The organism is Aeromonas sp. Y318-1 (assembly GCF_027706125.1).
Taxonomy (GTDB): Bacteria; Pseudomonadota; Gammaproteobacteria; order Enterobacterales; family Aeromonadaceae; genus Aeromonas; species Aeromonas hydrophila.
In genome coordinates, this window is sequence record NZ_JAPDCM010000014.1 from 65,004 (window position 1) to 91,284 (window position 26,281).

General features: G+C 62.7%; 28 protein-coding genes. 12 read left to right on the forward strand and 16 right to left on the reverse strand.

What is annotated here, in order from left to right:
* The first annotated feature begins 10 nt into the window (after positions 1-10).
* The 6 genes from agaW (at position 11) to ast (ending at position 6,194) form a co-directional block, all read left to right on the forward strand.
* Complete coding sequence (gene agaW, locus OKB87_RS19085; protein WP_011704758.1) at positions 11-787, forward strand: PTS N-acetylgalactosamine transporter subunit IIC; 777 nt, start codon at positions 11-13, stop codon at positions 785-787.
* A complete protein-coding gene (agaE, locus tag OKB87_RS19090) occupies positions 777-1,655 on the forward strand; it encodes a PTS N-acetylgalactosamine transporter subunit IID (RefSeq protein WP_019839846.1) in 879 nt (292 codons plus the stop codon). Before agaW ends, agaE begins: the two co-directional genes overlap by 11 nt.
* A 46-nt stretch (positions 1,656-1,701) precedes the next feature.
* A complete protein-coding gene (gene agaF, locus OKB87_RS19095; protein WP_010635027.1) occupies positions 1,702-2,136 on the forward strand; it encodes a PTS galactosamine/N-acetylgalactosamine transporter subunit IIA in 435 nt (144 codons plus the stop codon).
* Positions 2,137-3,336, forward strand: coding sequence for an N-acetylglucosamine-6-phosphate deacetylase (nagA, locus tag OKB87_RS19100; RefSeq protein WP_270828272.1), 1,200 nt, complete (start codon positions 2,137-2,139; stop codon positions 3,334-3,336). It abuts the gene before it with no gap.
* Complete coding sequence (locus tag OKB87_RS19105; RefSeq protein WP_270828273.1) at positions 3,327-4,181, forward strand: tagatose bisphosphate family class II aldolase; 855 nt, start codon at positions 3,327-3,329, stop codon at positions 4,179-4,181. The genes nagA and OKB87_RS19105 overlap by 10 nt, the downstream gene beginning before the upstream one ends.
* A 102-nt stretch (positions 4,182-4,283) precedes the next feature.
* Entirely contained in the window at positions 4,284-6,194 is a 1,911-nt protein-coding gene (gene ast, locus OKB87_RS19110) for a thermostable cytotonic enterotoxin Ast (RefSeq protein ID WP_270828274.1), read from the forward strand.
* 85 nt (positions 6,195-6,279) lie between these two features.
* Here the strand turns inward: ast and pdxJ are convergent, their stop codons facing one another.
* The 10 genes from pdxJ to rpoE all read right to left on the reverse strand — a co-directional run bounded on the left by pdxJ (position 6,280) and on the right by rpoE (position 15,046).
* Positions 6,280-7,017, reverse strand: coding sequence for a pyridoxine 5'-phosphate synthase (gene pdxJ, locus OKB87_RS19115; protein WP_270828275.1), 738 nt, complete (start codon positions 7,015-7,017; stop codon positions 6,280-6,282).
* A 162-nt stretch (positions 7,018-7,179) separates the two neighbouring features.
* A complete protein-coding gene (recO, locus tag OKB87_RS19120) occupies positions 7,180-7,887 on the reverse strand; it encodes a DNA repair protein RecO (RefSeq protein WP_017410656.1) in 708 nt (235 codons plus the stop codon).
* The gene (era, locus tag OKB87_RS19125; RefSeq protein WP_011704750.1) at positions 7,888-8,787 is read right to left on the reverse strand and encodes a GTPase Era; all 900 of its coding nucleotides are present in this window, start codon (positions 8,785-8,787) and stop codon (positions 7,888-7,890) included.
* Entirely contained in the window at positions 8,784-9,455 is a 672-nt protein-coding gene (rnc, locus tag OKB87_RS19130) for a ribonuclease III (RefSeq protein ID WP_011704749.1), read from the reverse strand. Before rnc ends, era begins: the two co-directional genes overlap by 4 nt.
* Entirely contained in the window at positions 9,456-10,379 is a 924-nt protein-coding gene (gene lepB / locus OKB87_RS19135) for a signal peptidase I (protein WP_016349520.1), read from the reverse strand.
* A gap of 3 nt (positions 10,380-10,382) precedes the next feature.
* Positions 10,383-12,176, reverse strand: coding sequence for a translation elongation factor 4 (gene lepA / locus OKB87_RS19140; RefSeq protein ID WP_016349519.1), 1,794 nt, complete (start codon positions 12,174-12,176; stop codon positions 10,383-10,385).
* A gap of 120 nt (positions 12,177-12,296) precedes the next feature.
* Complete coding sequence (locus OKB87_RS19145; RefSeq protein WP_011704746.1) at positions 12,297-12,758, reverse strand: SoxR reducing system RseC family protein; 462 nt, start codon at positions 12,756-12,758, stop codon at positions 12,297-12,299.
* Between the two features lie 93 nt (positions 12,759-12,851).
* Entirely contained in the window at positions 12,852-13,832 is a 981-nt protein-coding gene (locus OKB87_RS19150; RefSeq protein WP_016349517.1) for a MucB/RseB C-terminal domain-containing protein, read from the reverse strand.
* Between the two features lie 19 nt (positions 13,833-13,851).
* Positions 13,852-14,442 (reverse strand): RseA family anti-sigma factor, encoded by a 591-nt coding sequence (locus OKB87_RS19155; protein ID WP_011704744.1) that lies wholly within the window; start codon positions 14,440-14,442, stop codon positions 13,852-13,854.
* Between the two features lie 22 nt (positions 14,443-14,464).
* Positions 14,465-15,046, reverse strand: a complete 582-nt coding sequence (gene rpoE, locus OKB87_RS19160) for an RNA polymerase sigma factor RpoE (protein WP_005309371.1) — start codon at positions 15,044-15,046, stop codon at positions 14,465-14,467.
* A gap of 182 nt (positions 15,047-15,228) precedes the next feature.
* Here rpoE and nadB point away from each other — a divergent pair, with 182 nt between their 5' ends.
* A complete protein-coding gene (gene nadB / locus OKB87_RS19165; RefSeq protein ID WP_011704743.1) occupies positions 15,229-16,836 on the forward strand; it encodes an L-aspartate oxidase in 1,608 nt (535 codons plus the stop codon).
* A gap of 185 nt (positions 16,837-17,021) precedes the next feature.
* On the opposite strand, the gene OKB87_RS19170 is transcribed toward nadB, so the two are convergent.
* Positions 17,022-17,399, reverse strand: coding sequence for a protein YgfX (locus OKB87_RS19170; RefSeq protein WP_270828276.1), 378 nt, complete (start codon positions 17,397-17,399; stop codon positions 17,022-17,024).
* Between the two features lie 19 nt (positions 17,400-17,418).
* The gene (locus OKB87_RS19175) at positions 17,419-17,688 is read right to left on the reverse strand and encodes an FAD assembly factor SdhE (protein WP_011704741.1); all 270 of its coding nucleotides are present in this window, start codon (positions 17,686-17,688) and stop codon (positions 17,419-17,421) included.
* 113 nt (positions 17,689-17,801) lie between these two features.
* Between OKB87_RS19175 and ygfZ the strand changes: the two genes are divergently transcribed.
* Positions 17,802-18,707, forward strand: a complete 906-nt coding sequence (gene ygfZ, locus OKB87_RS19180; RefSeq protein ID WP_270828277.1) for a tRNA-modifying protein YgfZ — start codon at positions 17,802-17,804, stop codon at positions 18,705-18,707.
* A gap of 13 nt (positions 18,708-18,720) precedes the next feature.
* Here ygfZ and OKB87_RS19185 read toward each other — a convergent pair whose 3' ends face one another.
* Positions 18,721-19,599: a LysR family transcriptional regulator gene (locus tag OKB87_RS19185; RefSeq protein WP_270828278.1), complete on the reverse strand. Its 879-nt coding sequence runs from the start codon at positions 19,597-19,599 to the stop codon at positions 18,721-18,723.
* Positions 19,600-19,723: 124 nt separating this feature from the next.
* Between OKB87_RS19185 and OKB87_RS19190 the strand changes: the two genes are divergently transcribed.
* The gene (locus OKB87_RS19190; RefSeq protein WP_011704738.1) at positions 19,724-20,161 is read left to right on the forward strand and encodes a PACE efflux transporter; all 438 of its coding nucleotides are present in this window, start codon (positions 19,724-19,726) and stop codon (positions 20,159-20,161) included.
* 94 nt (positions 20,162-20,255) lie between these two features.
* Here OKB87_RS19190 and OKB87_RS19195 read toward each other — a convergent pair whose 3' ends face one another.
* Positions 20,256-20,597 (reverse strand): hypothetical protein, encoded by a 342-nt coding sequence (locus tag OKB87_RS19195; protein WP_016349513.1) that lies wholly within the window; start codon positions 20,595-20,597, stop codon positions 20,256-20,258.
* Positions 20,598-20,790: 193 nt separating this feature from the next.
* Between OKB87_RS19195 and cutA the strand changes: the two genes are divergently transcribed.
* The 3 genes from cutA (at position 20,791) to OKB87_RS19210 (ending at position 23,415) form a co-directional block, all read left to right on the forward strand.
* Positions 20,791-21,108, forward strand: coding sequence for a divalent-cation tolerance protein CutA (gene cutA / locus OKB87_RS19200; protein ID WP_039214661.1), 318 nt, complete (start codon positions 20,791-20,793; stop codon positions 21,106-21,108).
* Complete coding sequence (locus OKB87_RS19205; protein WP_270828279.1) at positions 21,105-22,877, forward strand: protein-disulfide reductase DsbD; 1,773 nt, start codon at positions 21,105-21,107, stop codon at positions 22,875-22,877. Before cutA ends, OKB87_RS19205 begins: the two co-directional genes overlap by 4 nt.
* A 124-nt stretch (positions 22,878-23,001) precedes the next feature.
* On the forward strand, positions 23,002-23,415 hold the full coding sequence (locus tag OKB87_RS19210; protein WP_242796194.1) for a hypothetical protein: 414 nt from the start codon (positions 23,002-23,004) through the stop codon (positions 23,413-23,415).
* A gap of 184 nt (positions 23,416-23,599) precedes the next feature.
* Here the strand turns inward: OKB87_RS19210 and OKB87_RS19215 are convergent, their stop codons facing one another.
* On the reverse strand, positions 23,600-24,904 hold the full coding sequence (locus OKB87_RS19215; protein ID WP_270828280.1) for an NAD(P)/FAD-dependent oxidoreductase: 1,305 nt from the start codon (positions 24,902-24,904) through the stop codon (positions 23,600-23,602).
* Between the two features lie 220 nt (positions 24,905-25,124).
* Positions 25,125-26,204 (reverse strand): class II fructose-bisphosphate aldolase, encoded by a 1,080-nt coding sequence (fbaA, locus tag OKB87_RS19220; RefSeq protein WP_011704732.1) that lies wholly within the window; start codon positions 26,202-26,204, stop codon positions 25,125-25,127.
* Positions 26,205-26,281: the final 77 nt, after the last annotated feature.

Below are 26,281 nucleotides of genomic sequence, written 5' to 3' on the forward strand. Positions count from 1 at the left end.
GATAATTGTGATGGAAATCAGTTTGTTGCAAGGGCTCTTGCTGGGCATGCTGGCGTTCTTCGCCGGGCTTGACCTGTTCAACGGCCTGACCCACTTCCACCGGCCCGTGGTACTGGGCCCGCTGGTGGGCCTGATCCTCGGCGACCTGCCCACCGGCATTCTGGTGGGCGGCACCCTGGAGCTGGTCTGGATGGGGCTGGCCCCGCTGGCAGGCGCCCAGCCGCCCAACGTCATCATCGGCACCATAGTCGGCGCCACCTTCGCCATCACCACCGGGGTCAAGCCGGATGTGGCGGTCGGGGTCGCGGTACCGTTCGCGGTGGCGGTGCAGATGGGGATCACCTTCCTCTTCTCGGTGATGTCGGGGGTCATGTCCCGCTGTGACCGGATGGCGGAACAGGGGGATGTGCGCGGCATCGAGCGGGTCAACTACCTGGCGCTGCTGGCACTGGGCTCCTTCTACTTCCTGTGTGCTTTCCTGCCCACCTACTTCGGGGCAGAACACGCCAAGACCGCCATCGACGTGCTGCCCGCCCGTCTCATCGACGGCCTCGGCGTCGCCGGCGGCATCATGCCCGCCATCGGCTTCGCCGTGCTGCTCAAGATCATGATGAAGAACGTCTACATCCCCTACTTCATCCTCGGTTTCGTTGCCGCCGCCTGGCTCAAGCTGCCGGTGCTGGCCATTGCCGCGGCCGCCCTGGCCATGGCTCTGATCGATTTCATGCGCAAGGACCCGGCGCCACAAGCCCGCCCCATCCAGGAGGAAACTGAAGATGGCATCTAACAACACCGCCACCCGGCTGACCCAGGCGGCCGAGCCGCAACCGACCCGCACCGTCTCCGACGACGTCTACGAAGATCAGCAGCTGGGGGCCGAGCTGACCCGCCAGGACATCAACCGCTTCGCCTGGCGCTCCCTGCTGCTGCAGGCCTCCTTCAACTACGAGCGGATGCAGGCCTCCGGCTGGCTTTACGGCCTGCTGCCGGCCCTGCAGAAGATCCACAGCAACCCCAAGGATCTCTCCCGGGCGATGAAGGGCCACATGGGCTTCTTCAACACCCACCCCTTCCTGGTCACCTTCGTGATGGGGATAGTGCTGGCGATGGAACGCTCCAAGCAGAACGTCAACAGCATCCAGAGCACCAAGATCGCGGTCGGTGCCCCGCTCGGCGGGATCGGCGATGCCATGTTCTGGCTCACCCTGCTGCCCATCTGCGGCGGCATCGGTGCCGATTTGGCCCTGCAGGGTTCCATCATGGGGGCAGTGGTCTTCTTCCTGCTGTTCAACCTGGTGCACTTCGGTCTGCGCTTCGGGCTGGCGCACTACGCCTACCGCATGGGGGTGGCTGCCATTCCGCTCATCAAGGCCAACACCCGCAAGGTGGGCCATGCCGCCTCCATCGTCGGCATGACGGTGATCGGCGCCCTGGTCGCCACCTATGTGCGGCTCGGCACCACCCTGGAGATCACCGCCGGCGATGCGGTGGTGAAACTGCAGGCGGACGTGCTCGACAAGCTGATGCCCGCCTTCCTGCCGCTGCTCTACACCCTGGCCATGTATGGGCTGATCCGCCGCGGCTGGAGTCCGCTGCGCCTCATCGTCATCACGGTCGTGCTCGGCATCGTCGGCAAGTTTGCAGGCTTCCTCTAATCCGGTGCCGGCACCAGGCCGGCCCTTTGCTGTAAAGGAACAGGTTATGTTGGGCATCATCATTTGCGGACACGGCGGCTTCGCCAGCGGCATGGAACAGGCCATGTTGCAGATCCTCGGCGAGCAGGAGGCGGTGGTCGCCATCGACTTTCCCGAGTCCTCCACCACGGCCCTGCTGCAGGATCAGTGCGAGACCGCCCTGACTCAGGTGGAACGAGGGGATGGGGTGGTCTTTCTGACCGACCTGCTGGGGGGAACCCCGTTTCGGGTCGCCTCCACCCTGGCGCTGCGCCAGCCCGGGCGAGAGGTGGTCACCGGCACCAATCTGCAGCTGCTGCTGGAGATGGTGATGGAGCGCGGCGAGCTGACCCCGTCCCAGTTTCGTGAACAGGCGCTGTGCTGCGGTCATCGCGGCCTCACCAGCCTGGTGGACGAGCTGGCGCGCGAGCGGGCCGAGACCCTGGCCGAGGAGGGGATCTAGATGGCAGAGCGGATCCGCGCCCGCCGCCTGCTGACCGAGCAGGGCTGGCGGGAACATCAGGTACTGACCCATGAGGGGGGCGTCATCACCGCCATCGACCCCATCCCGGCCGACGACCCGGTGCGGGAGGTCGAGCTGCTGGTCCCCGCCCTCATCGATGGCCATGTCCACGGCGGGGCCGGCGTCGACGTGATGGATGAGGCGGCCGACGCCCTGGCCCGCCTCTCCCTTGCCAAGGCGGCAGAAGGGGTGGGCGCCTTCCTCGCCACCACGGTCACCGCCCCGCTGCCCGCCATCCTCAGCACCCTGGGTCGCATCGCCGATGCCATGACCAGTCCCCTGCCGGGTGCACAACTGCTCGGCAGCTATCTGGAGGGGCCCTACTTCACCCCGGACAACAAGGGCGCCCATGATCCGGCCCTGTTCCGGGAGCTGGATCTGGCGGAGCTCGACCGGCTGCAACAGGTGGCACAAGGCACCCTGAAGGTGGTCGCCCTCGCCCCCGAGAAGGCCGGGGCGCTGGCCGCCATCCGTCATCTCAAGCAGGCCGGCATCCGGGTGATGCTGGGTCACTCCGCCGCCGACCACGACACCACCATGGCGGCGCTGGCGGCGGGAGCCTCCGGACTGGTGCACTGCTTCAACGGCATGCGCGGCCTGCACCACCGGGAACCCGGCATGGTCGGCGCAGGCCTGGTGCATCCCGATGCCTGGCTGGAGCTCATCGCCGATGGCCACCACGTCCACCCTAGCGTGCTCAGACTCTGTCACTGCTGCGCCAGGGATCGCCTGCTGCTCATCACGGATGCCATGCGCGCCGCCGGCATGCCGGACGGCCACTACCTGCTCGGCGACTACCGGGTGGAGATGAAGGACGGGGTGGTGCGCACCGACACCGGCGGCCTGGCGGGCAGCACCCTCACCCTGCTCGGCGCCGTGCGCAATATGGTGCAGCTGGCCGGCGTGCCGCTGGAGGAGGCCATCCCCATGGCTTCGCTGGCACCGGCCCGGATGCTGGGGATGGCACATCGCCTCGGCTCGCTGGCCGTCGGCAAGCAGGCCAACCTGCTCGCCCTGACCGCGGAGCTCAATCAACAACATATCTGGGTGGCCGGCCGGGAGATCCTCCCCGCCCCAACCCCGCTCTCTTTCCCTGAAGCTGGTGCCCGCCAGGGTGCCAAGGAGTCCTCATGTATCTGATCTCGTCCCACGAAATGCTTAAAGATGCCCAGCGCCGCGGCTATGCGGTGCCCGCCTTCAACATCCACAACCTGGAGACCGTCGAGGTGGTGGCCCGCACCGCCGCCAAGCTGAGCTCCCCGGTCATCCTGGCGGCCACGCCGGGTACCTACCGCCACGCGGGGGTCGAGTACCTGGTCTCCATATGCACCTCGGCCGCCCACCAGTACCGCATTCCGCTGGTACTGCATCTGGACCACCACGAGGACGAGCAGGATATCCACTACAAGGTCGAGGCCGGCATCCACTCCGCCATGATCGACGCCTCCCACCTCTCGTTCGAGGAGAACGTCGCCAAGGTGCAGCGGGTCGTCACCTTCTGCCACCGCATGGGGGCGAGCGTGGAAGCCGAGCTGGGCCAGCTCGGCGGCCAGGAGGATGACCTCATCGTGGACGCCGCCAACGCCCATCTGACCGACCCGGACAAGGCGGCCGAGTTCGTGGCGCGCACCGGCATTGACTCCCTGGCCGTTGCCATCGGCACGGCCCACGGCCTCTACAAGGAGGAGCCGCGCCTCGACTTCGAGCGCCTCGCCGCCATCCGGGCCAGGGTAGCGGTGCCGCTGGTGCTGCACGGTGCCTCCGGCATTCCCGACCGTGACGTGCGCCGCTGCATCGAGCTCGGGGTGTGCAAGGTCAACGTGGCCACCGAGCTCAAAATTGCCTTCTCCGACGCCATGAAGGCGTTCCTGGCCTCCCACCCCGACGCCAGCGACCCGCGCCAGTATCTGGTGCCCGCCATGGCCGCCATGGAGGAGGTGGTCGCCGCCAAGATCCGCATGTGCATGAGCGACGGCAAGCTGTAATCCCCGAGCCGGGCCCGCTGCGGCGGGCCTGCCTCCATCCCGGTATCACAGGCGAGGTTCTGCCGACTCACATCTGACTCAAATCAACACATGGAGACAACCATGCACGCACGTACCGCCATGACGCTGCTGCTCATGCTGACCCCCTTCGCCCAGGCCGAAACCCTGTCGCTGGAAGGTGACCAGTACCGTATCAAGGTCGAGACCGATGCCGGCAAGTTCCGGGAGCTGACCTTCACCAATACCGCCAACGGCGATCTCATTCGCTCAGACAACCTATTCGACATCAAGGGGACGGATGATCGGCTGACCCCCTCCGCCGATTTCAGGGTCACCGCATTCACCAAGCGCGACGACCGGATCGAGATGGCGTTGGAAAATGCCGACTTCGTGGTCAAGAGCGCCATCCGGCTGGGCCGGGACAAGCGCTACGCCAGCATCGACTTTGCCCTCGATACCCTCAAGAACGGCAAAAAGATCAACGGCTTCTCCATGCTTCCCTTCCACTCCCAGGCGCCGTTTGTCTATGGCGCCATCAACAGTTCGCCCATCGTCAGCGACAGCTTCTTCATTACCCCCCAGAATCCACTGGTCAATACCCGGGCTTACGAGGGTGGCGTCAGCCAGCTGATCCCGCTCAAGCTGCCGCTCGCCCAGGGCAAGCCGCTCAGCTATCGCACCTATGTCGGCACCTTTGGCGAGGGTCAGCTCAGACGCGACTTCAACCGCTTCCTCAACGAGGCCCGCGATCGCCCCTACGCCCCCTACCTGCACTACAACTCCTGGCTCGACATCGGCTTCTTCAATCCCTACACGGAAGCCGAGGCACTCAAGCGCATCGATCAGTTCGGCGAGGCGCTGATCAGTCGGCGCGGCGTGCCCATGAACGGCTTTCTGTTTGACGACGGCTGGGACGATCGATTGGGCAACTGGGGTTTCAGCAAGGATTTCCCCAACGGCTTCAGCAAGCTCAAGCGCGCGGCCGAACGCTACCATGCCCAGCTCGGGATCTGGCTCTCCCCCTGGGGTGGCTACAACAAGCCAAGGGATGAGCGGGTCTCCCATGCCGCCGAGTTCGGCTATGAGCTGAGCGATGGCAAGTTCGCCCTCTCCGGCCCGGTCTACTACCAGAACTTCCACCAGAAGGTGATGTCGCTCATCAAGGAGCAGGGGGTCACCCACTTCAAGTTCGACGGGACCGGCAATGCGGACAAGCTGATCGAGGGGAGTCGCTTCACCAGCGACTTCGATGCCGCCATCCACCTGATTGCGGATGCGCGGGCTGCCAATCCAAAGGTGTTCATCAACCTGACCACCGGCACCACCGCCTCCCCCGCCTGGCTGTTCTTTGCCGACTCCATCTGGCGCGGCGGCGATGACATCAACTTCTACGGACCCGGCTCCAGGGTGCAGCAGTGGATCACCTACCGGGATGCCGAGACCTATCGTTCCATCGTCAAGAACGGCCCCCTGTTCCCGCTCAACTCCCTGATGCTGCACGGGCTGGTCTATGCCAAACAGGCCAAGCATCTGGATCGGCAGTCACCGCAAGACTTCGCCGATCAGGCCTGGAGCTATTTCGCCACCGGCACCCAGTTGCAGGAGCTCTATCTCACGCCGGAACTGCTGAGCGGCCAGAACTGGGACCTGCTGGCCAAGGCCGCGCTCTGGTCACAGCAGAATCAGGCCGTGCTGTTCGACAGCCACTGGATCGGCGGCGACCCCACCCTGCTGGCGGTGTATGGCTGGGCGGCCTGGAGTCCGAGCCGCGCCTTCATCACCCTGCGCAATCCCTCCAGCCAGCCGCAGACATTCCTGCTGGAGCCTCAGCGCCAGCTGGAGATCCCGGCGGGCGAGGCCACCCGCTTCACGGTGCAGCCGCGCTACGGCAGCAATGCCAGCGTGCCGGCCACCCTCGATGCCCCCCGCCTCATCACCCTGGCGCCGCTGGAGCTGATCACCCTGGAGCTGACCCCGGCGGGAGCCAAACCCGCTGCTGCGAAAAAGTCCTGACCCAGACCAAGTTTGACCTGACAAAAAGGGACGCCGTGGCGTCCCTTTTTTCTTCGTGCCGCGGGGCTCAGCCCCTGCCGACAGCTCAGATCCCCTGACGGGCTTCCTGCATCAGCAGGCGCATGTCGCTGACCGCCTTGGCCAGACCGTCGAAGGCGGCGCGGCCGATGATGGCGTGACCGATGTTGAGCTCATAAAGCTCGGGGATGGCGGCGATGGCCTTGACGTTGTGGTAGTGCAGGCCGTGGCCGGCATTGACCTTCAAACCCTTGCCGGCGGCATAGGAGGCACCGGCAGCGATGCGCTTGAACTCGGCATTGCGCTCGGCATCTGTGGTGGCATCGGCATAACGGCCGGTGTGGATCTCAATGAAGGGGGCACCGCTCTCGGCTGCTGCATCGATCTGCAGCGGATCCGCATCGATGAAGAGGGATACCTGAGCGCCGACGGCTGCGAGACGGGCCACGGCGTCAGCCACCTTGTCCAGCTGGCCGGCCACATCCAGGCCACCCTCGGTGGTCACCTCGGTGCGCTTCTCCGGTACCAGGCAGACGAAGTGGGGCTGGATGCGGCAGGCGATGCCGATCATCTCTTCGGTCACCGCCATCTCCAGATTCATTCTGGTCTGGATGGTCTGGCGCAGGATCTCCACGTCACGGTCGGTGATGTGGCGGCGATCTTCGCGCAGGTGCACAGTGATGCCATCGGCACCGGCCTGCTCGGCCACGAAGGCGGCCTGCACCGGATCCGGATACTGGGTGCCGCGGGCGTTGCGCAGGGTGGCGATGTGATCGATGTTCACACCCAGATAGATTTCACTCATTGAGGACTCCTTGAAACTCTTCGCTGTTAACTGTGCAACTGCCGCCTTGGCGCCAGTGCCGATATCCATATGTCACGTGTGTGGCAGCTCGTAGGTTCGATTAGCGCAGCGTAATCGGACCTAGGTAACATTCTTGCCGTGTCGGGTAACGCCGAAAAGTGGTTAACCCAGACTGCTTCGTCGCTTCAAAAACAGCTCCCGGCTCTTCAACTGGCGCCGCCCCAGATAGGGCTGCAGCGCCAGCCGGCTGAAACGCTTGGCCGCCTGCAGCAGGGGCGGACTGTCGAAGCGCCCCTCGGCAAAGGCCAGCAGGTGCGCGCCGAGAAACAGGGTACGGGGATCCGGCGCCCGCTCGCAAGCGACAAAGCCCAATTCACGCTCGAAGCCGTACAGCAGCTCGGGCTGGATCGGCGACTCGTCATCGGCGGCATATTCGAAATCCACCGCGTAGCCGAGCGCCTGCAGCAGCAGGAATTCAAAGCGGCGCAGCGGCAGCTCCGGCGTCTCGCCGTCGGCCAGCGCCATGATGGCGCGGGCATAGGCGTCAAACACTTCGGGGAACGGGGTGTGGGCTTCCAGCAGGTAGTAGACCAGCTCGTTGAGATAGAGGCCGTAGAAGAGGCGATCGCCGCCGAGCCGCAGGGAGTGATCCGGGCACTCGACCTGGGTGAGATTCTTGAGATCGCCCTTACCACGCCAGGCGATGGTGAGCAGGGTAAAAGGTTGCAGCAGCCCCTTCAGAGGGGAGCGTGGCCCGCGAGAACCGCGAGCCACCAGGGTAAAGCGGCCACTATCCTGGGTGAATACCTCGACCAGCTGGCTGGTCTCACGATAGGGCCGGCTGTGGATGACGAAAGCCGGGGTCAGCAATCAGTCGTCACCGTAGCCGAGACTGCGCAGGGCGCGCTCGTCGTCAGCCCAACCGGATTTGACTTTGACCCACAGCTCCAGGTGCACCTTGTTCTGGAACAGCCGTTCCATGTCGAGGCGCGCCTCGGTGCCGATGGTCTTGATCTTCTCACCCTTGTTGCCGATGACCATCTTCTTCTGGCCATCGCGCTCCACCAGAATGAGGCCATGGATATGGTAGAGACCGTTCTCTTCCACCTTGAAGCGCTCGATTTCCACCGTCACCGAGTAGGGCAGCTCCTCACCGGTGAAGCGCATCAGCTTCTCGCGGATGATCTCGGAGGCCATGAAGCGGGAGGAGCGGTCGGTCACGTAGTCTTCCGGGAAGAAGTGGACGTTCTCCGGCAGCAGATCCTTGGCCCACTCGCGGATCTTCTCCACGTTGGTGCCCTTCTCGGCACTGATGGGCAGGATGTGGGCGAAGTTCATCTGCTGACCCAGCCACTCGAGGTGCGGCAGCAGATCCTCTTTCTCTTTGACGTTGTCGATCTTGTTGACCGCCAGCACCACAGGGCACTTGAGGTGGCGCAGCTTGCCCAGCACCATCTCGTCGTCCTTGGTCCAGTGAGTCCCGTCGACCATGAACACCACCATGGCCACATCCCCCAGCGAACTGGTGGCGGCGCGGTTCATCAGGCGGTTGATGGCCCGTTTCTCTTCGATGTGCAGACCCGGCGTGTCGACATAGATGGTCTGGTAGTTCTCCTCGGTGTCGATCCCCAGAATCCGGTGACGGGTGGTCTGGGGCTTCTTCGAGGTGATGCTGACCTTCTGGCCAAGCAGCTTGTTGAGCAGGGTGGACTTGCCCACGTTGGGGCGGCCCACGATGGCGACAAAGCCGCAGTAAGTGGTATCTGTCATGACAGTTTTTCCAATGCTTGCTGCGCAGCGGCCTGTTCGGCCTTGCGACGGCTGGTGCCGACCCCGACCAGCGGACCATCCAGGCCTTCCACGTCACACTGGACGGTGAATTCCTGGTTGTGGGCTTCGCCCTTGACGTTGGTCACTGTGTAGGTCGGCAGGGATTTGCGGCTTCCCTGCAGAATTTCTTGCAGACGGGTCTTGGGATCCTTCTGCTCTATGCCCGGCTTGATCTCGTCCAGGCGGCTGGCGTACCAGCCCAGCAGCAGCGTCCGTACCGTCTCAAGATTGGTATCCAGATAGACGGCACCGATCACCGCCTCGACCGTGTCGGCCAGAATGGATTCACGGCGAAAACCGCCGCTTTTCAGCTCGCCCGGCCCCAGGATCAGGTGATCCCCGAGGTCGAACTCCCGGCCCAGTTCGGCCAGGGTCTTCTCGCGCACCAGGGTGGCGCGCATGCGGCTGAGATCCCCTTCCGCCGCCTGCGGGAAGCGGTGGAAGAGATCATCGGCAATCACCAGACTCAAAATGGAGTCACCCAGGAATTCCAGTCGCTCGTTGTGACGGGAGCCGGCGCTGCGGTGAGTCAGCGCCCGGGTCAGCAGTTCTTGATCCTGAAAGACATGCCCGAGACGGGACTGCAGTCTGTTCATCTTGATATTCATTTACTTGATTCCGCCAATGCGGTTGAAGCGCACCCCTGTCGGTACCCAGCTTGGCAGCAGGGAGCCTTCTTCGCGCTCGAATTCAAAACTTATCCAGATAGCGACCGCCTTGCCGACCAGGTTCTGCTCGGGCACGAAGCCCCAGAAACGACTGTCGGTACTGTTGTCACGGTTGTCACCCATCACGAAGTACTGGCCTTCCGGCACTACCCATTCGTCTGGGTAGGTACCGGGCTGGCGGTAGTAACGGCCGACCATATCGGGCATCAGCGGGTTGCGCAGGGTCTCGTGAGACACCTCGCCCAGCTGCTCGGTATAGCGGTCAAGCGGGATCCCCATCTGGGTAAATTCACCCCTTTGTTCAAACTTGACGTCGAGCTTCTGGAAGCCCGGGCACGTTTTCCCTTCCTGCTCATCGCACTTGGGCCGGATCATCAGCTCCTTGTTGCGATAGATGACCCGATCCCCCGGCATGCCGACCACCCGCTTGATGTAGTCCACCCGGGTATCCAGCGGATACTTGAACACCACCACGTCGCCGCGTTTGGGCTCACCGGTCTCGAGGAACTTGGTGTTGGTCACCGGATCCTTGAGGCCATAGGCAAACTTCTCCACCAGGATGAAGTCGCCCACCAGCAGGGTGGGCATCATGGAGCCTGACGGGATCTGGAACGGTTCAAAGATGAACGAACGCAGGATCAGCACGAGCGTGATGACCGGGAATACCCCGGCGGTCTGCTCGATCCAGACCGGCACCGGCGCCACCTTGGCCAGGGTTTTCTCGTCCAGATGGGCGCCGCCGTGGGCACGGGCCACGGCAATCTTGGCGGCCCGCTGCTTGGACCAGATCATCTTGTCCAGACACCAGATAACACCGGTGATCGCGCAGACCACCACCAGGATCAGGGAAAACGTGCTTGCCATCTATTAGTCCTTTCCGACGTGGAGAATTGCGAGGAAAGCTTCCTGCGGCACGTCGACACGGCCCAGAGACTTCATCCGCTTCTTACCTTCTTTCTGCTTGTTCAGCAGCTTCTTCTTCCGGCTCACGTCACCACCGTAACACTTGGCGGTCACGTCCTTGCGCAGCGCCTTGACGGTACTGCGGGCGATGATCTGGTTGCCGATGGCAGCCTGGATGGCGATATCGAACATCTGGCGCGGGATCAGCTCGCGCATCTTCTCCACCACCTGGCGACCGCGATACTGGGCGTTCTCCTTGTGGGTGATGATGGCCAGGGCGTCGACCCGCTCACCGTTGATCATGATGTCCAGACGGACCATGTCGGAGGTCTCGAAGCGCTTGAAGCCGTAGTCCAGCGAGGCATAGCCGCGGCTGGTGGACTTCAGGCGGTCGAAGAAGTCGAGTACCACTTCCGCCATCGGGATCTCGTAGGTCAGCGCCACCTGCTTGCCGTGGTAGACCATGTTGGTCTGCACGCCGCGCTTCTCGATACAGAGGGTGATCACGTTGCCCATGTACTCCTGCGGCAGCAGGATGTGACACTCGGCGATCGGCTCGCGCATCTCCTTGATGCTGGTGATGGCGGGCATCTGGGCCGGGCTGTCGATGTGGATGGTGGTACCGTCGGTCAGCTCGATCTCGTAGACCACGGTCGGCGCCGTGGTGATCAGATCCAGATCGTATTCACGCTCCAGCCGCTCCTGGATGATCTCCATGTGCAGCATGCCGAGGAAGCCGCAACGGAAGCCGAAGCCCAGCGCGGTGGAGCTCTCCGGTTCGAAGAACAGGGAAGCATCGTTCAGGGAGAGCTTGTCGAGGGCGTCGCGGAACGACTCGTAGTCATCGCTGGAGATGGGGAACAGGCCCGCATACACCTGCGGCTTCACCTTCTTGAAGCCAGCCAGCGCCTTCTCGGCACCGTTCTTGGCCTGGGTCAGGGTATCGCCCACCGGCGCGCCGTGGATGTCCTTGATACCGCAGACAACCCAACCTACCTCGCCGCAACCCAGCCCCATGGTGTCCACCTGCTTGGGCGTGAAGATACCGATACGATCGACACCCCACACCTGACCGGTGCTCATCACCTTGATCTTGTCGTTCTTCTTGAGAGAACCGTTCTTGATCCGCACCAGCGACACGACGCCCAGATAGGAGTCGAACCAGGAGTCGATGATCAGCGCCTGCAGCGGCGCATCCGGATCACCTTCCGGCGCCGGGATCCGGGCCACGATCTCTTCCAGCACCAGGTCAACACCCAGGCCGGTCTTGGCGGAGCAGCGCACCGCATCGACCGCGTCGATGCCGACGATGTCTTCGATCTCTTCGGCAACCCGCTCCGGCTCGGCGGCCGGCAGGTCGATCTTGTTCAGCACTGGCACCACTTCCAGATCCATTTCCATGGCGGTATAGCAGTTGGCCAGAGTCTGTGCCTCAACCCCCTGGCCGGCATCCACCACCAGCAGCGCCCCTTCACAGGCCGCCAACGAGCGGGAGACCTCGTAGGAGAAATCCACGTGGCCAGGGGTGTCGATAAAGTTCAGCTGGTAGGTGTTACCGTCTTGTGCCTGGTAGTTCAGGGTCACACTCTGTGCTTTGATGGTAATGCCGCGCTCGCGCTCCAGGTCCATGGAGTCAAGCACCTGAGCCTGCATCTCGCGGTCGGACAAGCCGCCACAAGTCTGGATCAGACGGTCCGACAGGGTCGATTTACCGTGGTCGATGTGCGCAATAATCGAAAAGTTACGAATGTGTTTCATCGAGCAAGAATCACTCAAAATTAGGTTAGGGCCGGATATGGAGGCAGGATTTTACTGGATAACCCGGTCGACGGCCAATCTTTAGTCGACGAAGCACCAGAAATACAGGCCTGGACAGTGTCAGGAGAGGTGGCGGGTGGGCAGGACCACACCCAGCATGCGGGGACCATAAGCCCCCTGATCGAGCCGGTTGGAAAAGTAACGAACCAGTGAAAATCCGATAAGGCCGCCCAGCAGGCAACTGAGGATGGTGACCCCCTCCCCGGCCGACAGCAAGGGAGCCAGCCAGAGTTGCCCCAGCAGAGCTCCCGCCAGCAGACAGAACAGCGGCAGCACGTAAACCAGCGCCGCCCCCTGCAGAATGCTCGCCTGGGGGATGCCAAGCCGCACTTGCTGGCCGACGCTCACCTCGATGGTGAGCGCCACCCGCAGCCGCTGCGCCTGCAACGGAAACGCCTTGGCTACCGTGCCGGTGCCGCAGTTGGACTGTTGATGACAACCGCTGCAAGCGGAGCGCCGTTCGCACTCCACCCAGGCATGTTGTCCATCAATGGCCACTACGGTTGCCAGCTCTTCGCTCATTCCACTCACAAGACGGTTCCACATTAACTAGACAGAGATTGACCCAATCTGAACATGACTGTCTGGATTGGGCAAGCAACAGTGCATCGGCGACTACTGGACGGTCTCGTTGCGGGCCAGCGGTTGCACCGACTCGGCGATGCGTTTGGCGGTATCGGCCGGCACTTCCCCCACCACGGTGATCTCGACCCCCACGTCGTTGACATAGCTCACCAGCGAGGTGGCGCCCTGACGGATCAACTGCTGGCGCACCGCCTGCTTGGGGTCGACCCGGGCAACGTAGACCGAGAGATCCACCAGCCCGTCGGAGAGCATCATGTAATCCACCGGCAGGCTGGTGGTCACCAGCTGATGCCGATCCCGCGAGAGCACCTTGAACCCCTCCGGCAACCAGGTCAGGTGCCAGTTCAGCTGCTGCTGCGGCGCCGGGTAGGCGTCTTCCAGTGCCAGTGCCTGGGGCAGCTTGCTGCCAGCCAGCTTCACCAGCCAGGGCGCCGGGGCAGGCAGCCTGTCCAGATCCACCCCCAGCACCTGTTCAACCAGATTGCCTTCGCGATCCACCATGTCCACCCGCACTAGCAGGTGGCTCTGCTCGTCGATCCAGAGCACGAAGCCGTATTTGTCGGCCTCTTTGGGCACCAGCCGCACTACCTGAGCCACCAACCCGGCCGCCCGGCTGCGACCGGCCAGCACGGGATCATAGCTCTCCAGCACCCGTGGCAGCGGCATCCTGACCAGGCTCGCCCACACACCGGGGAAGCGGGCGCCCTTGAGGGTGTAGGGTTCGTGGGTATTTTCGAAGAAGGTGTACTCATCCTGGCGCTGCAGATATTCGATGGTCTTGCCATCGAGATAGCTGAGGTGGGCCACCTCCTTGCCATCGATCACGCCATGGCTGAAGCGGATGGGTTCGAGGCGCCCCTGCCGGGCCTTGACCATGGACAATTCAAAATTCTGTTGCGAGACGGCACTCTGCATCTGCTGCAACAAGGCCTCGGCCGACTTGTCGTCGGCCGAGGCCTTGGCACTGATCAGCAGGAGAGAGGCCAGCAAAATACGGCTGGACTGGCGCACGTTCTGATCCCTAAATCCGTTATTCCTGAATCTGCTTGTCTTGCAGCAGACGCTGTTGCAACTGGTGGTCACGCAGGAAAGCATTGATGCGCTCGCGCTGCTCCTGCATCTGCTGCTCGCTCAGCCCTTGCTGACGGGCAGTGGCCCGGTTGCCATCCTGCGGGTAGTGCACGCTCACCGGTGAGGCACTGCCACCAACGGGGATAGTGTTGAGTACCGGGTTGGTCGGCAGACCATCCTGCCCCTGATACTGCTGCACCCCGAAGATGACGGCGGCAGCGACCGAGGCGGCAATGGCGTATTGCCCCACCTGCTGGCCGGCACGACGCAGAAACGGCACGACCTTGGCGGTCCCCGGCTGCGGTGCGGCAGGTTTGCTCTCCACCGGCTTGGGCGCCAGGATGGTGGGTTCATCTTCCAGCGCAGCCATGATGCTGTCGCTCAGATCCAGTTGCAGATTGACCGGCAGGTCCCCCCGCATGGCATCACCAATCAGGTGGTAACGAGACCAGGTGTCTTGCAGAGCCGGATCCGTTCCCAGCTCGTTCAGAACCTCAACATCGCTCAAGTCACCGTCCATCAGGGCCGAGAGTTGCTCTTTAGTTGCCATAAGTTAACCTGTCTTTCCCCAGTTAATTCTCGATCAGAGGTTGCAGCTTTTTATCGATTGCTTCCCTCGCCCGGAAGATGCGGGATCTCACCGTACCCACCGGACAATCCATGATTTCGGCAATCTCTTCGTAGCTCAGCCCTTCCAGTTCGCGAAGGGTGATAGCTGTCCTCAAGTCTTCCGGCAAAGCTTCTATGGCAGAAAACACGGTGCGCTTGATCTCGTCGGTCAGCGTCAGGTTTTCCGGGGTAGCCACCTCTTGCAAGGCTTCGCCACCGCCATAGTATTCTGCCTCTTCCGCCTCTACGTCACTGCTGGGCGGCCTGCGCCCTTGAGAGGTCAGATAATTTTTGGCCGTATTCACGGCGATCCGGTACAACCAGGTGTAAAACGCGCTCTCGCCACGGAATGTCGGCAACGCACGGTAGGCCTTGATGAATGCCTCCTGCGCCACATCCGGTACATCGCCCGGGTTGTTGACATACCTGGCCACCAGGTTGACCACCTTGTGCTGGTATTTTTTTACCAACAGGTTGAATGCATTTTTATCGCCACGCTGGACCCGTTCAACCAGCTGTTCGTCCAGTAGATTCTGGTCGCTCATCAGAGCCGTAAAACCCCCATCAGGTTATCGTTTTTCTTTTCCGGCCCTTCCTAAGCGCACAAGTTCAGACAGGAGGAATCAGGGAAAGTTCGCTTGCATTGAAAAAAATGTGACGCAGGCTGCATCACCACCCTCGCTTGGGCTACCATGGTGCCAGTTCTTAATCCAGGCCAATGATACTTATGAAAGCAAGTGTTGAATACCTTTGCGACGTACTGATCATTGGCAGCGGTGCCGCCGGTTTGTCTCTCGCATTGCGATTGGCAGACCAGGCCAAAGTCCTGGTTCTGAGCAAGGGGCCCATCAGTGAAGGGGCCACTTTCTATGCGCAAGGAGGCATCGCTGCCGTGTTCGACGAGACCGACAGCATCGAATCCCACGTGAGCGACACGCTCAACGCCGGGGCCGGGTTGTGTGACCCGGCTGTGGTGGAGTTCACCGCCCGTAACGCCCGCGAATCCATCCAGTGGCTGATCCAGCAGGGGGTCCCCTTCGATCAGGAGGAGGACGCCGAGGGCGAATCCCACTATCACCTGACCCGCGAAGGGGGCCACAGCCATCGCCGCATCTTCCACGCGGCGGATGCCACCGGCAAGGCGGTGCAGCTCACCCTGATCGATCAGGTACGCGCTCACCCCAACATCCAGCTGATGGAGCGCTTCAACGCGGTCGACCTCATCACCACCCGCAAGCTGGGTCTGCCGGGCAACCGGGTGCTGGGCGCCTATGTCTGGAACCGCAACGCCGAGCAGGTCGAGGTGATCCGTGCCCGCTTCGTGGCACTGGCCACCGGCGGTGCCTCCAAGGTGTACCAGTACACCTCCAACCCGGATGTCAGCTCTGGTGACGGCATCGCCATGGCGTGGCGCGCCGGCTGCCGGGTGGCGAACCTGGAGTTCAACCAGTTCCACCCCACCAGCCTGTTCCACCCCGATGACCCCAACTTCCTGCTGACCGAAGCCCTGCGCGGCGAAGGTGCCTACCTGCGCCGTCCCGATGGCAGCCGCTTCATGCCGGAGTTTGACGAGCGGGCCGAGCTGGCGCCACGGGACATAGTCGCCCGCGCCATCGACCACGAGATGAAGCGGCTCGGCGCCGACTGCATGTATCTGGACATCAGCCACAAGCCGGCCGACTTCATCATCAAGCACTTCCCGACCATCCATGAGCGCTGCCTTGCGGTCGGCATTGACATCACCAAGGAGGCGATGCCCATCGTCCCTGCCGCTCACTACACCTGTGGCGGCGTGATGATCGACAACAACGGCCAGACCGACATCCCCGGCCTCTATGCCATCGGCGAGGTGACCTACACCGGTCTGCACGGCGCCAACCGGATGGCCTCCAACTCCCTGCTCGAATGCGTGGTCTATGCCCATCAGGCGGGGGCCGACATTCTGGCCAAGCTGCCGATGAGCGTGGAGCCGCCCCGCCTGCCGGTGTGGGACGAGAGCAAGGTGGAAGATTCGGACGAACTGGTGGTGATCCAGCACAACTGGCACGAGCTGCGGCTGATGATGTGGGACTACGTGGGGATAGTGCGTACCAACAAACGCCTGGCCCGGGCCAAGCGCCGCATCGACCTGCTCAAGCAGGAGGTGCAGGAGTACTACGCCCACTTCCGGGTCTCCAACAACCTGCTGGAGCTGCGCAACCTGCTGCAGGTGGCCGAACTCATCGTCAACTGTGCCTTGCAACGCAAGGAGTCGCGCGGCCTGCACTACAACCTGGACTACCCGGACATGCAACCGGACTCCAAGCCGACCGTGCTGACGCCGGAGCGGGACTAATCCTTTCGTTCAGTAATAAGCCAGAGGGTCCCGCGGCCTGCACCGCTGCAACCCGGACTACCCGGATATGCAGCCGGACTCCAAGCCGACCGTGCTGACGCCGGAGCGGGACTAACCTCTGCAGCAAGCAATAACATCCAGATGACCTCGCTCCGGCGAGGTCATCTGTTTTATGGGGAAGAGAACTAGCGGGTCGGCTGGGAGAAGTGGATGGCGCGAGCCAACGTGCGGTAATGAGCCGGCGCCAGCGCATCGCTGAACAGCCAGAGCCGGATGGCGGGACGCTCCGCCACTACCAGTTGCAGCCAGAGTACCCCAGGCCAGATGCGGCTGCCCGCCCCCAGCTGGTAACGACGACCCTGCCAGGTGAGCCACTGCCCGTCCCACTCCAGCACGCCGCTCATCCGGCTGGCGCCAAGCCAGGCGCGCCACAACCCCAGCACCCAGCAGGGCAGCAACAGTGCCCACTGCCAGCCGTGGATCAGGGCGGCCAGCGGCCACAGGATCAGCAGAAACAGCGACAACAGCAGCAGGCGCTGCTGCCTGGAGACGGTGACGGGCATCGACACCCGTACGGATGGATCAGCGCTGGCGATCGTGGCGGGCCTGATTGCGCTCCAGGATCAGCGGGATCATGGCGGCGAAGGCGGGATCTTCCGGCACGCCGTGGCCCATGCTCCAGCGGAACAGCTCCGGATCCTCGCACTCCAGCAGGCGGATGAAGGTTTGCTGCTCCGCCTCGCTCAGACCGTCGAACTCGTGTTCGAAGAAAGGCATAAAGATCACATCCAGCTCGAGCATGCCACGGCGGCAGGCCCACTTCAGGCGGGATTTTTCAATTGGGCTCAACATGGAACTCTCCTTACAAAGACCCGGCGATGGTAACAGCTGGATTTTCCGGCTGACAAACATTCCTTACGTCTTTACCATGCAGGTCACATACTTTCTGTCTCTGGAATGCCATCGTGAGCCTGCCAACCCTTCCCGCCGAGCCAACCCTGTTCCCTCTGACCGATCTGGCCATCACCAGCCTGAGCGGCCAGGATCGCGCCAAATACCTGCAGGGTCAGGTCACCTGTGACGTCAACGCCCTGCAGCCGGGCCAGCACACCCTGGGCGGTCACTGCGATCCCAAGGGCAAGCTGTGGAGCGATTTTCGCCTGCTCTGCCTGAGCGATCGCCTGCTGATGCTGACCAAGCCGTCGGTGCTGGCCCGCCAGCTGCCCGAGCTCAAGAAGTTCGCGATCTTTGCCAAGGTCGAGATCAGCGAAAATCACGGCCAGGCGGTCGGCGTGGCCGGCCAGGGGACCGATGGCTGGATCGCAGGGCAATACGGCCTGCAGCAGAGCGGCCTCATCGAGGGTGGCATGGCGGTGCGGGTCGAGGCCGATCGCTGGCTGCTGGTCAACGAACAGCCGCTGGTGCTGACTCTGCCCAGCGGCCCCGAGTCGCTCTGGTGGGGACTGGAGATCAAGGCCGGCATCCCCCATCTGGAGGCGGTTCATCAGGGTGAGTACATTCCCCAGATGCTCAACCTGCAGGCGCTCGATGGCATCAGCTTCACCAAGGGCTGCTACATGGGGCAGGAGACGGTGGCCCGCGCCAAGTATCGTGGCGCCAACAACCGCGCCCTGTTCGTGCTGAGCGGCACCGCCACTACACCGGTTGCCAGCGGTGACACCCTGGAGATCCAGCTCGGTGACAACTGGCGCCGCAGCGGCATGGTGCTCAACGCCTGGCAGCAGGATGGCGAGCTGTGGCTCACCGCCGTGCTGCCCAAAGACACCGAAGCCGACGCCCGCTTCCGGCTCAAGCAGGAGGAGGGCTCAAGCCTGAGCCTGCAGCCCCTCCCCTATCAGCTGACCGAGTAAGCGAAGAGCTCTGCTAGCGCGCCCGCGCCAGCAGGGCCTCCTTCAGCCAGCGCCCCGCCTGCCCGAGCGGACGGGCGCGATGCCACTGCAGCTCCAGTGCCAGCTCCGGCTGGGTAATAAAGTCCGGCTTGAGCACCACCACCTCGCCCCGCGCCAGCGGCCGGTGCAGCAGAAAATCGGGCACCGCCGCCCAGCCCAGTCCCAGCTTGACCAGCTCCAGCACTCCCAGATCCCCCTCGACCCACCACACCTGCGCCGACAGGCGAAAGCGATGACGCTCAGTCCCTTCCCGCCGCCCTGTCACCATCAACTGGCGCGCCCCCTGCAGATCGCTCTCCCGCAGCGGCGCCTTGTGGGCCAGCGGATGCTCGGGGGAGACCACCAGCGGCATGGGCACGCCTCCCAGCGAGCGGGCGACGATCTCTCGCTGCGGGTGCTCCTTCTGATAGCTGATGCCGAGCTGGGCGCGGCCACTGGTCAACATCTCGGTGAGATCCTCCATCAACGGAAACAGCAGCTCCAGCTCCACCGTCGGGTAGCGGGTAGCGAACCCCTCCAGCACGGAGCCGAGCCAGGGCAGGTGGGAGTCATCGTCGATGGCCAGGGTCAGGCGCGACTCGACGCCGCTGGCCAACTCGCCGGCGATGGCCTGCAAGCGCTCGCTCTGGGCCAGCAAAATGCCGGCCTCCTGGCTGATGCGCACGCCCGCCTCGGTCAGCACCGGATAGCGGCCGCTGCGATCGAACAGCTCGAGCCCCAGATCTATCTCCAGATTGGCGATGGCGGTGCTGACCACCGACTGCGCCTTGCCCAGCTGGCGCGCTGCCGTCGAAAAGGAGCCCGCCTGTGCGGCGGCCAGCAATACCCTCAGTTGTTCCAGCGATGGATTCATCGTTCTGCTCCTGCAAATACGGTCATCTATCTATTTTAGCGATGGATACCAACGTGAAACTATCAACAAACAGGGATAGATTGCCAACCAGTCAGTCAACATACCTGTTTAAAGAGAGGAATTTATGCGTACCCGCAACGACCGTATCCGCCATGCCATCGGCTTTGAAGTGATAGGTCTGCTCATCGCCGCCCCCCTGGCCAGCTGGGTCACAGGTATCGAGCTCAGCCACATGGGGCCGCTGGCCATCCTGTTCTCGGTGCTGGCCACCGTCTGGAACTATGTCTACAACATCGGCTTCGACAAGCTGCTGCTCAAGTACCAGGGGCACCCGCACAAGACCTTGTGGCAGCGCGTGGTCCATGCGTTCGGCTTTGAAGGGGGCTTCATGGCGCTGACCCTGCCGGTGATCGCCTGGTGGCTGGATCTCGCCCTGCTGGCGGCACTGGCGCTCAACATCGGCTTCGTGACCTTCTATCTGGTCTACGCCTTCATCTACAACTGGAGCTACGACAAGGTGTACCCGATCCCGGGCCAGTGGCAGCAGAACGCACTGGGTTGAACGACGGCAAAAAACGGCAGGAAAAACGAGGCACCATCATGCAAGGGGCATGATGGTGCTGGGGAGGACAAGCCCGGCGGGCCTGCCGCAGCGTTCAGGCTTGCGCCTTCAGCTCTTCGGTCGGGGCCTCTGCCTCGGCCGACTCCTGCGTCAGCATGGCCTCGATGTCGCTCTGGTACTGGGTCAGCAGTCGCTGGGCGGCGACCATGTCACCCTTGTGCAGGCGCTCGAACAGATGGTGCTGCACCACGCCGTTGAGATACTCCACCGTGACCGGTTGCTCGAGGGTATCCAGCAACTCCTCTTTTTCCAGCTCGGCATTGATTTCATCGGCACTGGTACGCAGCAGACCGGCCAGTTGCACCAACATACGGCGCTCACCTTCGCGCAACAGGCTCAACATGCGGTTTCTCTGCTGCTCATTCTGTTGGGTCATACATTTCCTTACGTCGAATGGGAACAAGCCCGCTCATTCTGCCTTGTCGCTCTGACAGCGTCTATCTCATGCCCCCCACTTATTTTCATGTCGCAGCTGCAAAGTGCGCCAGATGCTATTTGACCCGTCGCTAGGTATAGTAGCCACTGGTTTACGGGCGCCGAACCGCCCCGATCGGACGAGATATTTCACCATGACCGACACCATTCTGGTGCTTTGCACCTGCCCGGATGAAGCCAGTGCCGACCTCATCTGCGCACAACTGCTGAACCAGCGGCTGGCGGCCTGCATCAACCAGCTGCCCGGCCTCACCTCCGTCTACCGCTGGCAGGGCCAGATCGAACGGGCCACGGAGATCCAGCTCATCATCAAGTCGCACGCTGCCCTGTTCGAGCCGCTGCGCCAGTGCATTCTTGCTCATCACCCCTATGAGGTGCCGGAGATCCTGGCGCTGCCCACAAGCCAGGGCCACCAGCCCTATCTCGACTGGATAAAACAGGAAACCTCATGACTCCGTCTCGCCTGCTCTTTCCCCTGCTGTTGCTCTGTGCCCTGCTGGCCGGCCTGGGCTCACTGCCGGCCCGCGCCAGCAGCACGGATCTGCTGAGCGCCCTCGGCATCGAGGCCAGCGCCCAACCCAAATTTCTGAAAGTGGACGAGGCGTTCGTCCTCGAGAGCGAACAGCAGGGCAATCGGCTGCTGCTGCGCCTGCGTATCGCCGACGACTACTACCTCTATCGCCACAGCTTCCGCTTCAAGGGGGAAAACCTCGCCTTCGAGGAGCCGGTGCTGCCCGCTGGCACCGAGCATGAAGATGACTTCTTCGGCAAGACCCAGGTCTATTACTGGGAGGTGCAGATCCCCGTCACCCTGACCGAGGCCGGCCAGCAGGCCAGCCTCAAGATCAGCTATCAGGGCTGTACCGACGGCCTCTGCTATCCCCCCACCGACAAGCTGATCAGCATCCAGCCGCTCACCGCCCAGCAGAGCGAGCAGCCTGACCAGCCCATACCGGCCAGCAGCCAGCAGGATCAGCTGGCGGCCGCCCTCGGCAGCCAGGGCTTCTGGCTCAGCGTCGCCGCCTTCTTCGCACTCGGGCTCGGCCTCGCCTTCACCCCCTGCGTCTTCCCCATGTATCCCATCCTGACCGGGATCATCGCCGGGGCCGGCCATCATCTCTCCACCCGCCGCGCCTTCCTGCTCTCCTTCGTCTACGTACAGGGGATGGCGGTCACCTACACCCTGCTCGGGTTGGTGGTGGCCTCGGCAGGCTTGAAATTCCAAGCTGCGCTGCAACACCCCTACGTGCTGATCGGCCTCTCGGTGATGTTCGTGCTGCTGGCCCTCTCCATGTTCGGGCTCTACACCCTGCAGCTGCCGAGCAGCCTGCAGACCCAGCTGTCCGGCCTCTCCAACCGCCAGCAGGGCGGCTCCGTGCTAGGGGTCGGCATCATGGGGATGATCTCCGGCCTGGTCTGCTCCCCCTGCACCACGGCACCGCTCTCGGGAGCGCTGATCTACGTGGCCCAGAGCGGCGATCTCTGGCTCGGCGGCGCGGCTCTCTACGCCCTGTCGCTCGGCATGGGGCTGCCACTGCTGCTGCTCGGTACCTCGGGCGGCAAGCTGCTGCCCAAGGCGGGCGCCTGGATGGACTTGATCAAGCAGCTGTTCGGGTTTGCGCTGCTGGCAGTACCCATCCTGCTGCTGTCACGGTTGTGGAGCGATCAGGTCACCACCCTGGCCTGGCTCGGCTGGGGGCTGCTGCTGTGCGGCTACCTCTATCATCACAACCAGCATCAGGGCCATTCGGTGGGGCGCAGCCTGCGCGGCTTCGTACTGCTGCTGGCGATGATCAGCGCCGTGGTGGTGGGCAAGGATCTGCTGCTGCCACCCCAGGGTGCCAGCACTACCGCTCAGACCGAGGCACCGGCCTTCATTCGCATCAAGACGCTGGACGATCTCAAGACCCAGCTGGCCTCCGCCCGCGGCAAGCCAGTGCTGCTCGATCTCTATGCCGACTGGTGCGTGGCCTGCAAGGAGTTCGAACACAAGACCTTCAGCGATCCCGCCGTGCGCGAGCGGTTCGGACAGATGGTGCTGCTGCAGGCGGACGTCACCGCCAACGACGATGCCGATGTGGAACTGCTCAATGGCCTCAACGTGCTGGGGCTGCCGACCCTCATCTTCTTCGATCGCACCGGCAACGAGGTAAGCGGCCAGCGGGTCACCGGCTTTATGGGGCCCACCGAATTTCTCGGTCAGCTGGACAAGCTGCGCTGAGGCCGGGTGGCCCGTGCAATCGTGCGGGCCCCCGGTTTGACCGCCATTTTTCCGGCAATCCCTTGTATATGATCGACAGCGTGGCAATATTTGCGCTTTCCCGTCTCGTTCGTCCGGAGTTTTGATGAAAAAGTGGTTCATCCCCCTGCTGGCCCTCTGGCTGTATGGCTGTTACGCAGGTCCAGGTGAAGAGGCAATCCGGACCCAGGTCACCGCCAAACTGCAGGCAGACACCGACGCCAATCTGTTCGAGATCAGTGACTTCACCATCCTGGACAAGGAAGAGCGCATGGAGGGGGTCTATCTGGTCAAGGTGAGCTACCAGCTCCACTTCAAGCAGGGGATGGAACAGCTGCAGGTGCTGCACGACGAGGATCTGGTCTATGACAGGGTCGGTCCCTTCCAGCAGGAGATGGGGCTGATGGAGCTGGAACGCAAATACGGCCAGTTCGAGGCGGGCCAGGTGCTGCCGCAGCAGGCCGAAGTGTGGATGATGAAAACCGAGCAGGGCTGGCGTCTGGCCGAGCCTGCGCACTGAGCTTAGCCAGCCAGAATACCCAGGCTGACTCAGGCCTGGGTATCCGCCCTATCCCCTCTCTATTCGGCGCGCAGCCCCGTTCAACACACGGGGTGGGCGGACGCTGATTGTTTGACTGCTCCAGCCAAATAGCAGTATCAATCCGACCAACCACCACGCCGTGGCGCACCAGATCCAGCGCCCCTCAAAACATATCCTTGAAGCGGTACCAGAGCATGCCGAGCGCCAGTAATGGCGAGCGCAGCGCCGGGCCACCGGGGAAGGTCATGTGGGGCACGCTGCCGAACAGATCGAAACCCCGGCTCTCCCCCTTGATCGCTTCTGCCACCAGCTTGCCCGCCATGTGCGTGGCATTGAGACCGTGGCCGGAATAGGCCTGGGCATAGAAGACGTTGGGCTGCTCCGGCAGACGGCCGATCTGGGGCAGCCGGTTGGCCCCGATGCCTATCATGCCGCCCCACTGGAATTCGATGGCGGTATCCGCCAGCTCGGGAAACACCCGCAGCAGCTTGGGCAGCATGAAGGCCTTGATGTCGCGAGGATCCCTTCCTGAATAGTTGCAGGCACCGCCAAACAGCAGCCGGCCGTCGGCGGAGAGGCGGTAGTAGTCGAGCGCCACGTTCTGATCGCACACCGCCATGTTCTGCGGCAGCAGCCGCTGGCGCAGCCGCTTCTCCAGCACCTCGGTGGCGAGGATGTAGGAGCCCGCCGGCAGCACCTTGCCCCCCAGCTCGGGGTTGAGGTCGTTGAGATAAGCGTTGCAGCCGATCACCAGGTAGTCGGCGCTGACCCGGCCGTGGGCCGTGGTGACCTGCAACCGATCGCCATAGTCGATGTGCACCACTCTGGACTGCTCAAACAGAGCCACACCCAGGCTGGCCGCCGCGCGCGCCTCACCCAGCGCCAGGTTGAGAGGGTGCAGGTGGCCGGAGCCCATGTCGATCATGCCGCCGATGTAGCGATCCGACCCCACCACACGGTGAATATCCTCCCGTGCCACCAGCTTCACCTCATGCCGGTAGCCGAGGCTCGCCAAGTGCGCCGCCTCCTCTGCAAACCCGGCCAGATGACGCTGACGGGTGGCGAGATCGCAGTAGCCCCAGCGCAGGTCGCAATCGATGTTGAAGCGCTCTATCCGCTCGCGCACCAGCTCGACCGCCTCCAGCCCCATCAGATCCAGCTCGCGCACCCCCTCTGCACCAATCCAGCGGGCGAACTGGCTGGTGTCGTGGCCGATACCGCGAATGAGCTGGCCGCCGTTGCGCCCGGAGGCGCCCCAGCCGATGCGGTTGGCCTCCAGCAACACCACCTTGTAACCGGCTTCGGCCAGATTGATGGCGGTGTTGAGACCGGTGAAGCCGCCGCCGATGATGCAGACCTCGGCATTCAGTTCGCCACTGAGTTCAGGCCATTGCTGATTGTCGTTGCGGGTAGCCGCGTAATAGGAGGCCACGTGCTCCTGATGGGGGTAGTGCTTTCCTGCCTGCATGCTCAGCATCCTGCCTTGATAGCGTTGCGTTTACTAAAATAAACGGCCTGTCATCGATAATACTCAGCCACCCGCCGCCAATCCAGCCCGCAGGGATCACAGAAATGCAAAAGGTGCCTCGAAAGACACCTTGCTCACGTCCGCTGGCGACCCCGCCATGCTGCAATGCAAAAGGCGCCCCGCAGGGCGCCTTTTCATGCAATCAAATTACCGTAACGAATTACAGTACGTCGATGGCGTTCAGGTCGGAGAAAGCCTTCTCCAGACGAGCGATCATGGTAGTCTGGCCAGCACGCAGCCATACACGCGGATCGTAGAACTTCTTGTTCGGCTTGTCGGCGCCTTCCGGGTTGCCCAGCTGACCTTGCAGGTAAGCTTCGTTCTTCTTGTAGAAGCCCAGAATGCCTTCCCAGGTCGCCCACTGGGTGTCGGTGTCGATGTTCATCTTCACCACGCCGTAGGAGATGGATTCGCGGATCTCTTCCAGAGTGGAACCTGAACCACCGTGGAATACGAAGTCCAGAGACTTGGCAGGGATGCCGAACTTCTCGGAAACGTACTTCTGGGAAGCGTCCAGGATGGACGGAGTCAGCTTGACGTTACCCGGCTTGTAAACACCGTGTACGTTGCCGAAAGAGGCAGCGATGGTGAAACGCGGGCTGATCTTGGACAGACGCTCGTAGGCGTAGGCCACGTCTTCCGGCTGGGTGTACAGGGCGGACTGGTCCATGTGGCTGTTGTCGACGCCGTCTTCTTCGCCACCGGTGCAACCCAGTTCCAGCTCCAGAGTCATGTTCATCTTGGCCATGCGGGTCAGGTACTCGCAGCAGATGTCGATGTTCTCTTCCAGAGACTCTTCGGACAGATCCAGCATGTGGGAGGAGAACAGCGGCTTGCCGGTTTCAGCAAAGTGCTTCTCGCCCGCGTCCAGCAGACCGTCGATCCACGGCAGCAGCTTCTTGGCGGCGTGGTCGGTGTGCAGGATGACCGGTACACCGTAGGCTTCAGCAACGGCGTGAACGTGCTTGGCACCGGAGATGGCACCGATGATGGCAGCTTGCTGGCCTTCCAGTTTCAGACCCTTACCGGCGGTGAACACGGCACCACCGTTGGAGAACTGAACGATAACCGGTGCTTTCACCTTGGCGGCAGCTTCCAGTACGGCGTTGACGGAGTCGGTACCGACGCAGTTGACGGCCGGCAGAGCGAAGCCGTTCTCTTTCGCGATGGCGAACACTTTCTGAACGTCATCACCAGTGATCACGCCGGGTTTTACGAAGTCGAAAATTTTCTTAGACATGTTTAATCGTCCTGTTCTCGTATGCCGTTAATAAAAAATGGGGGGTTCATCATGAACCGGCACAGCGGGCACATGAT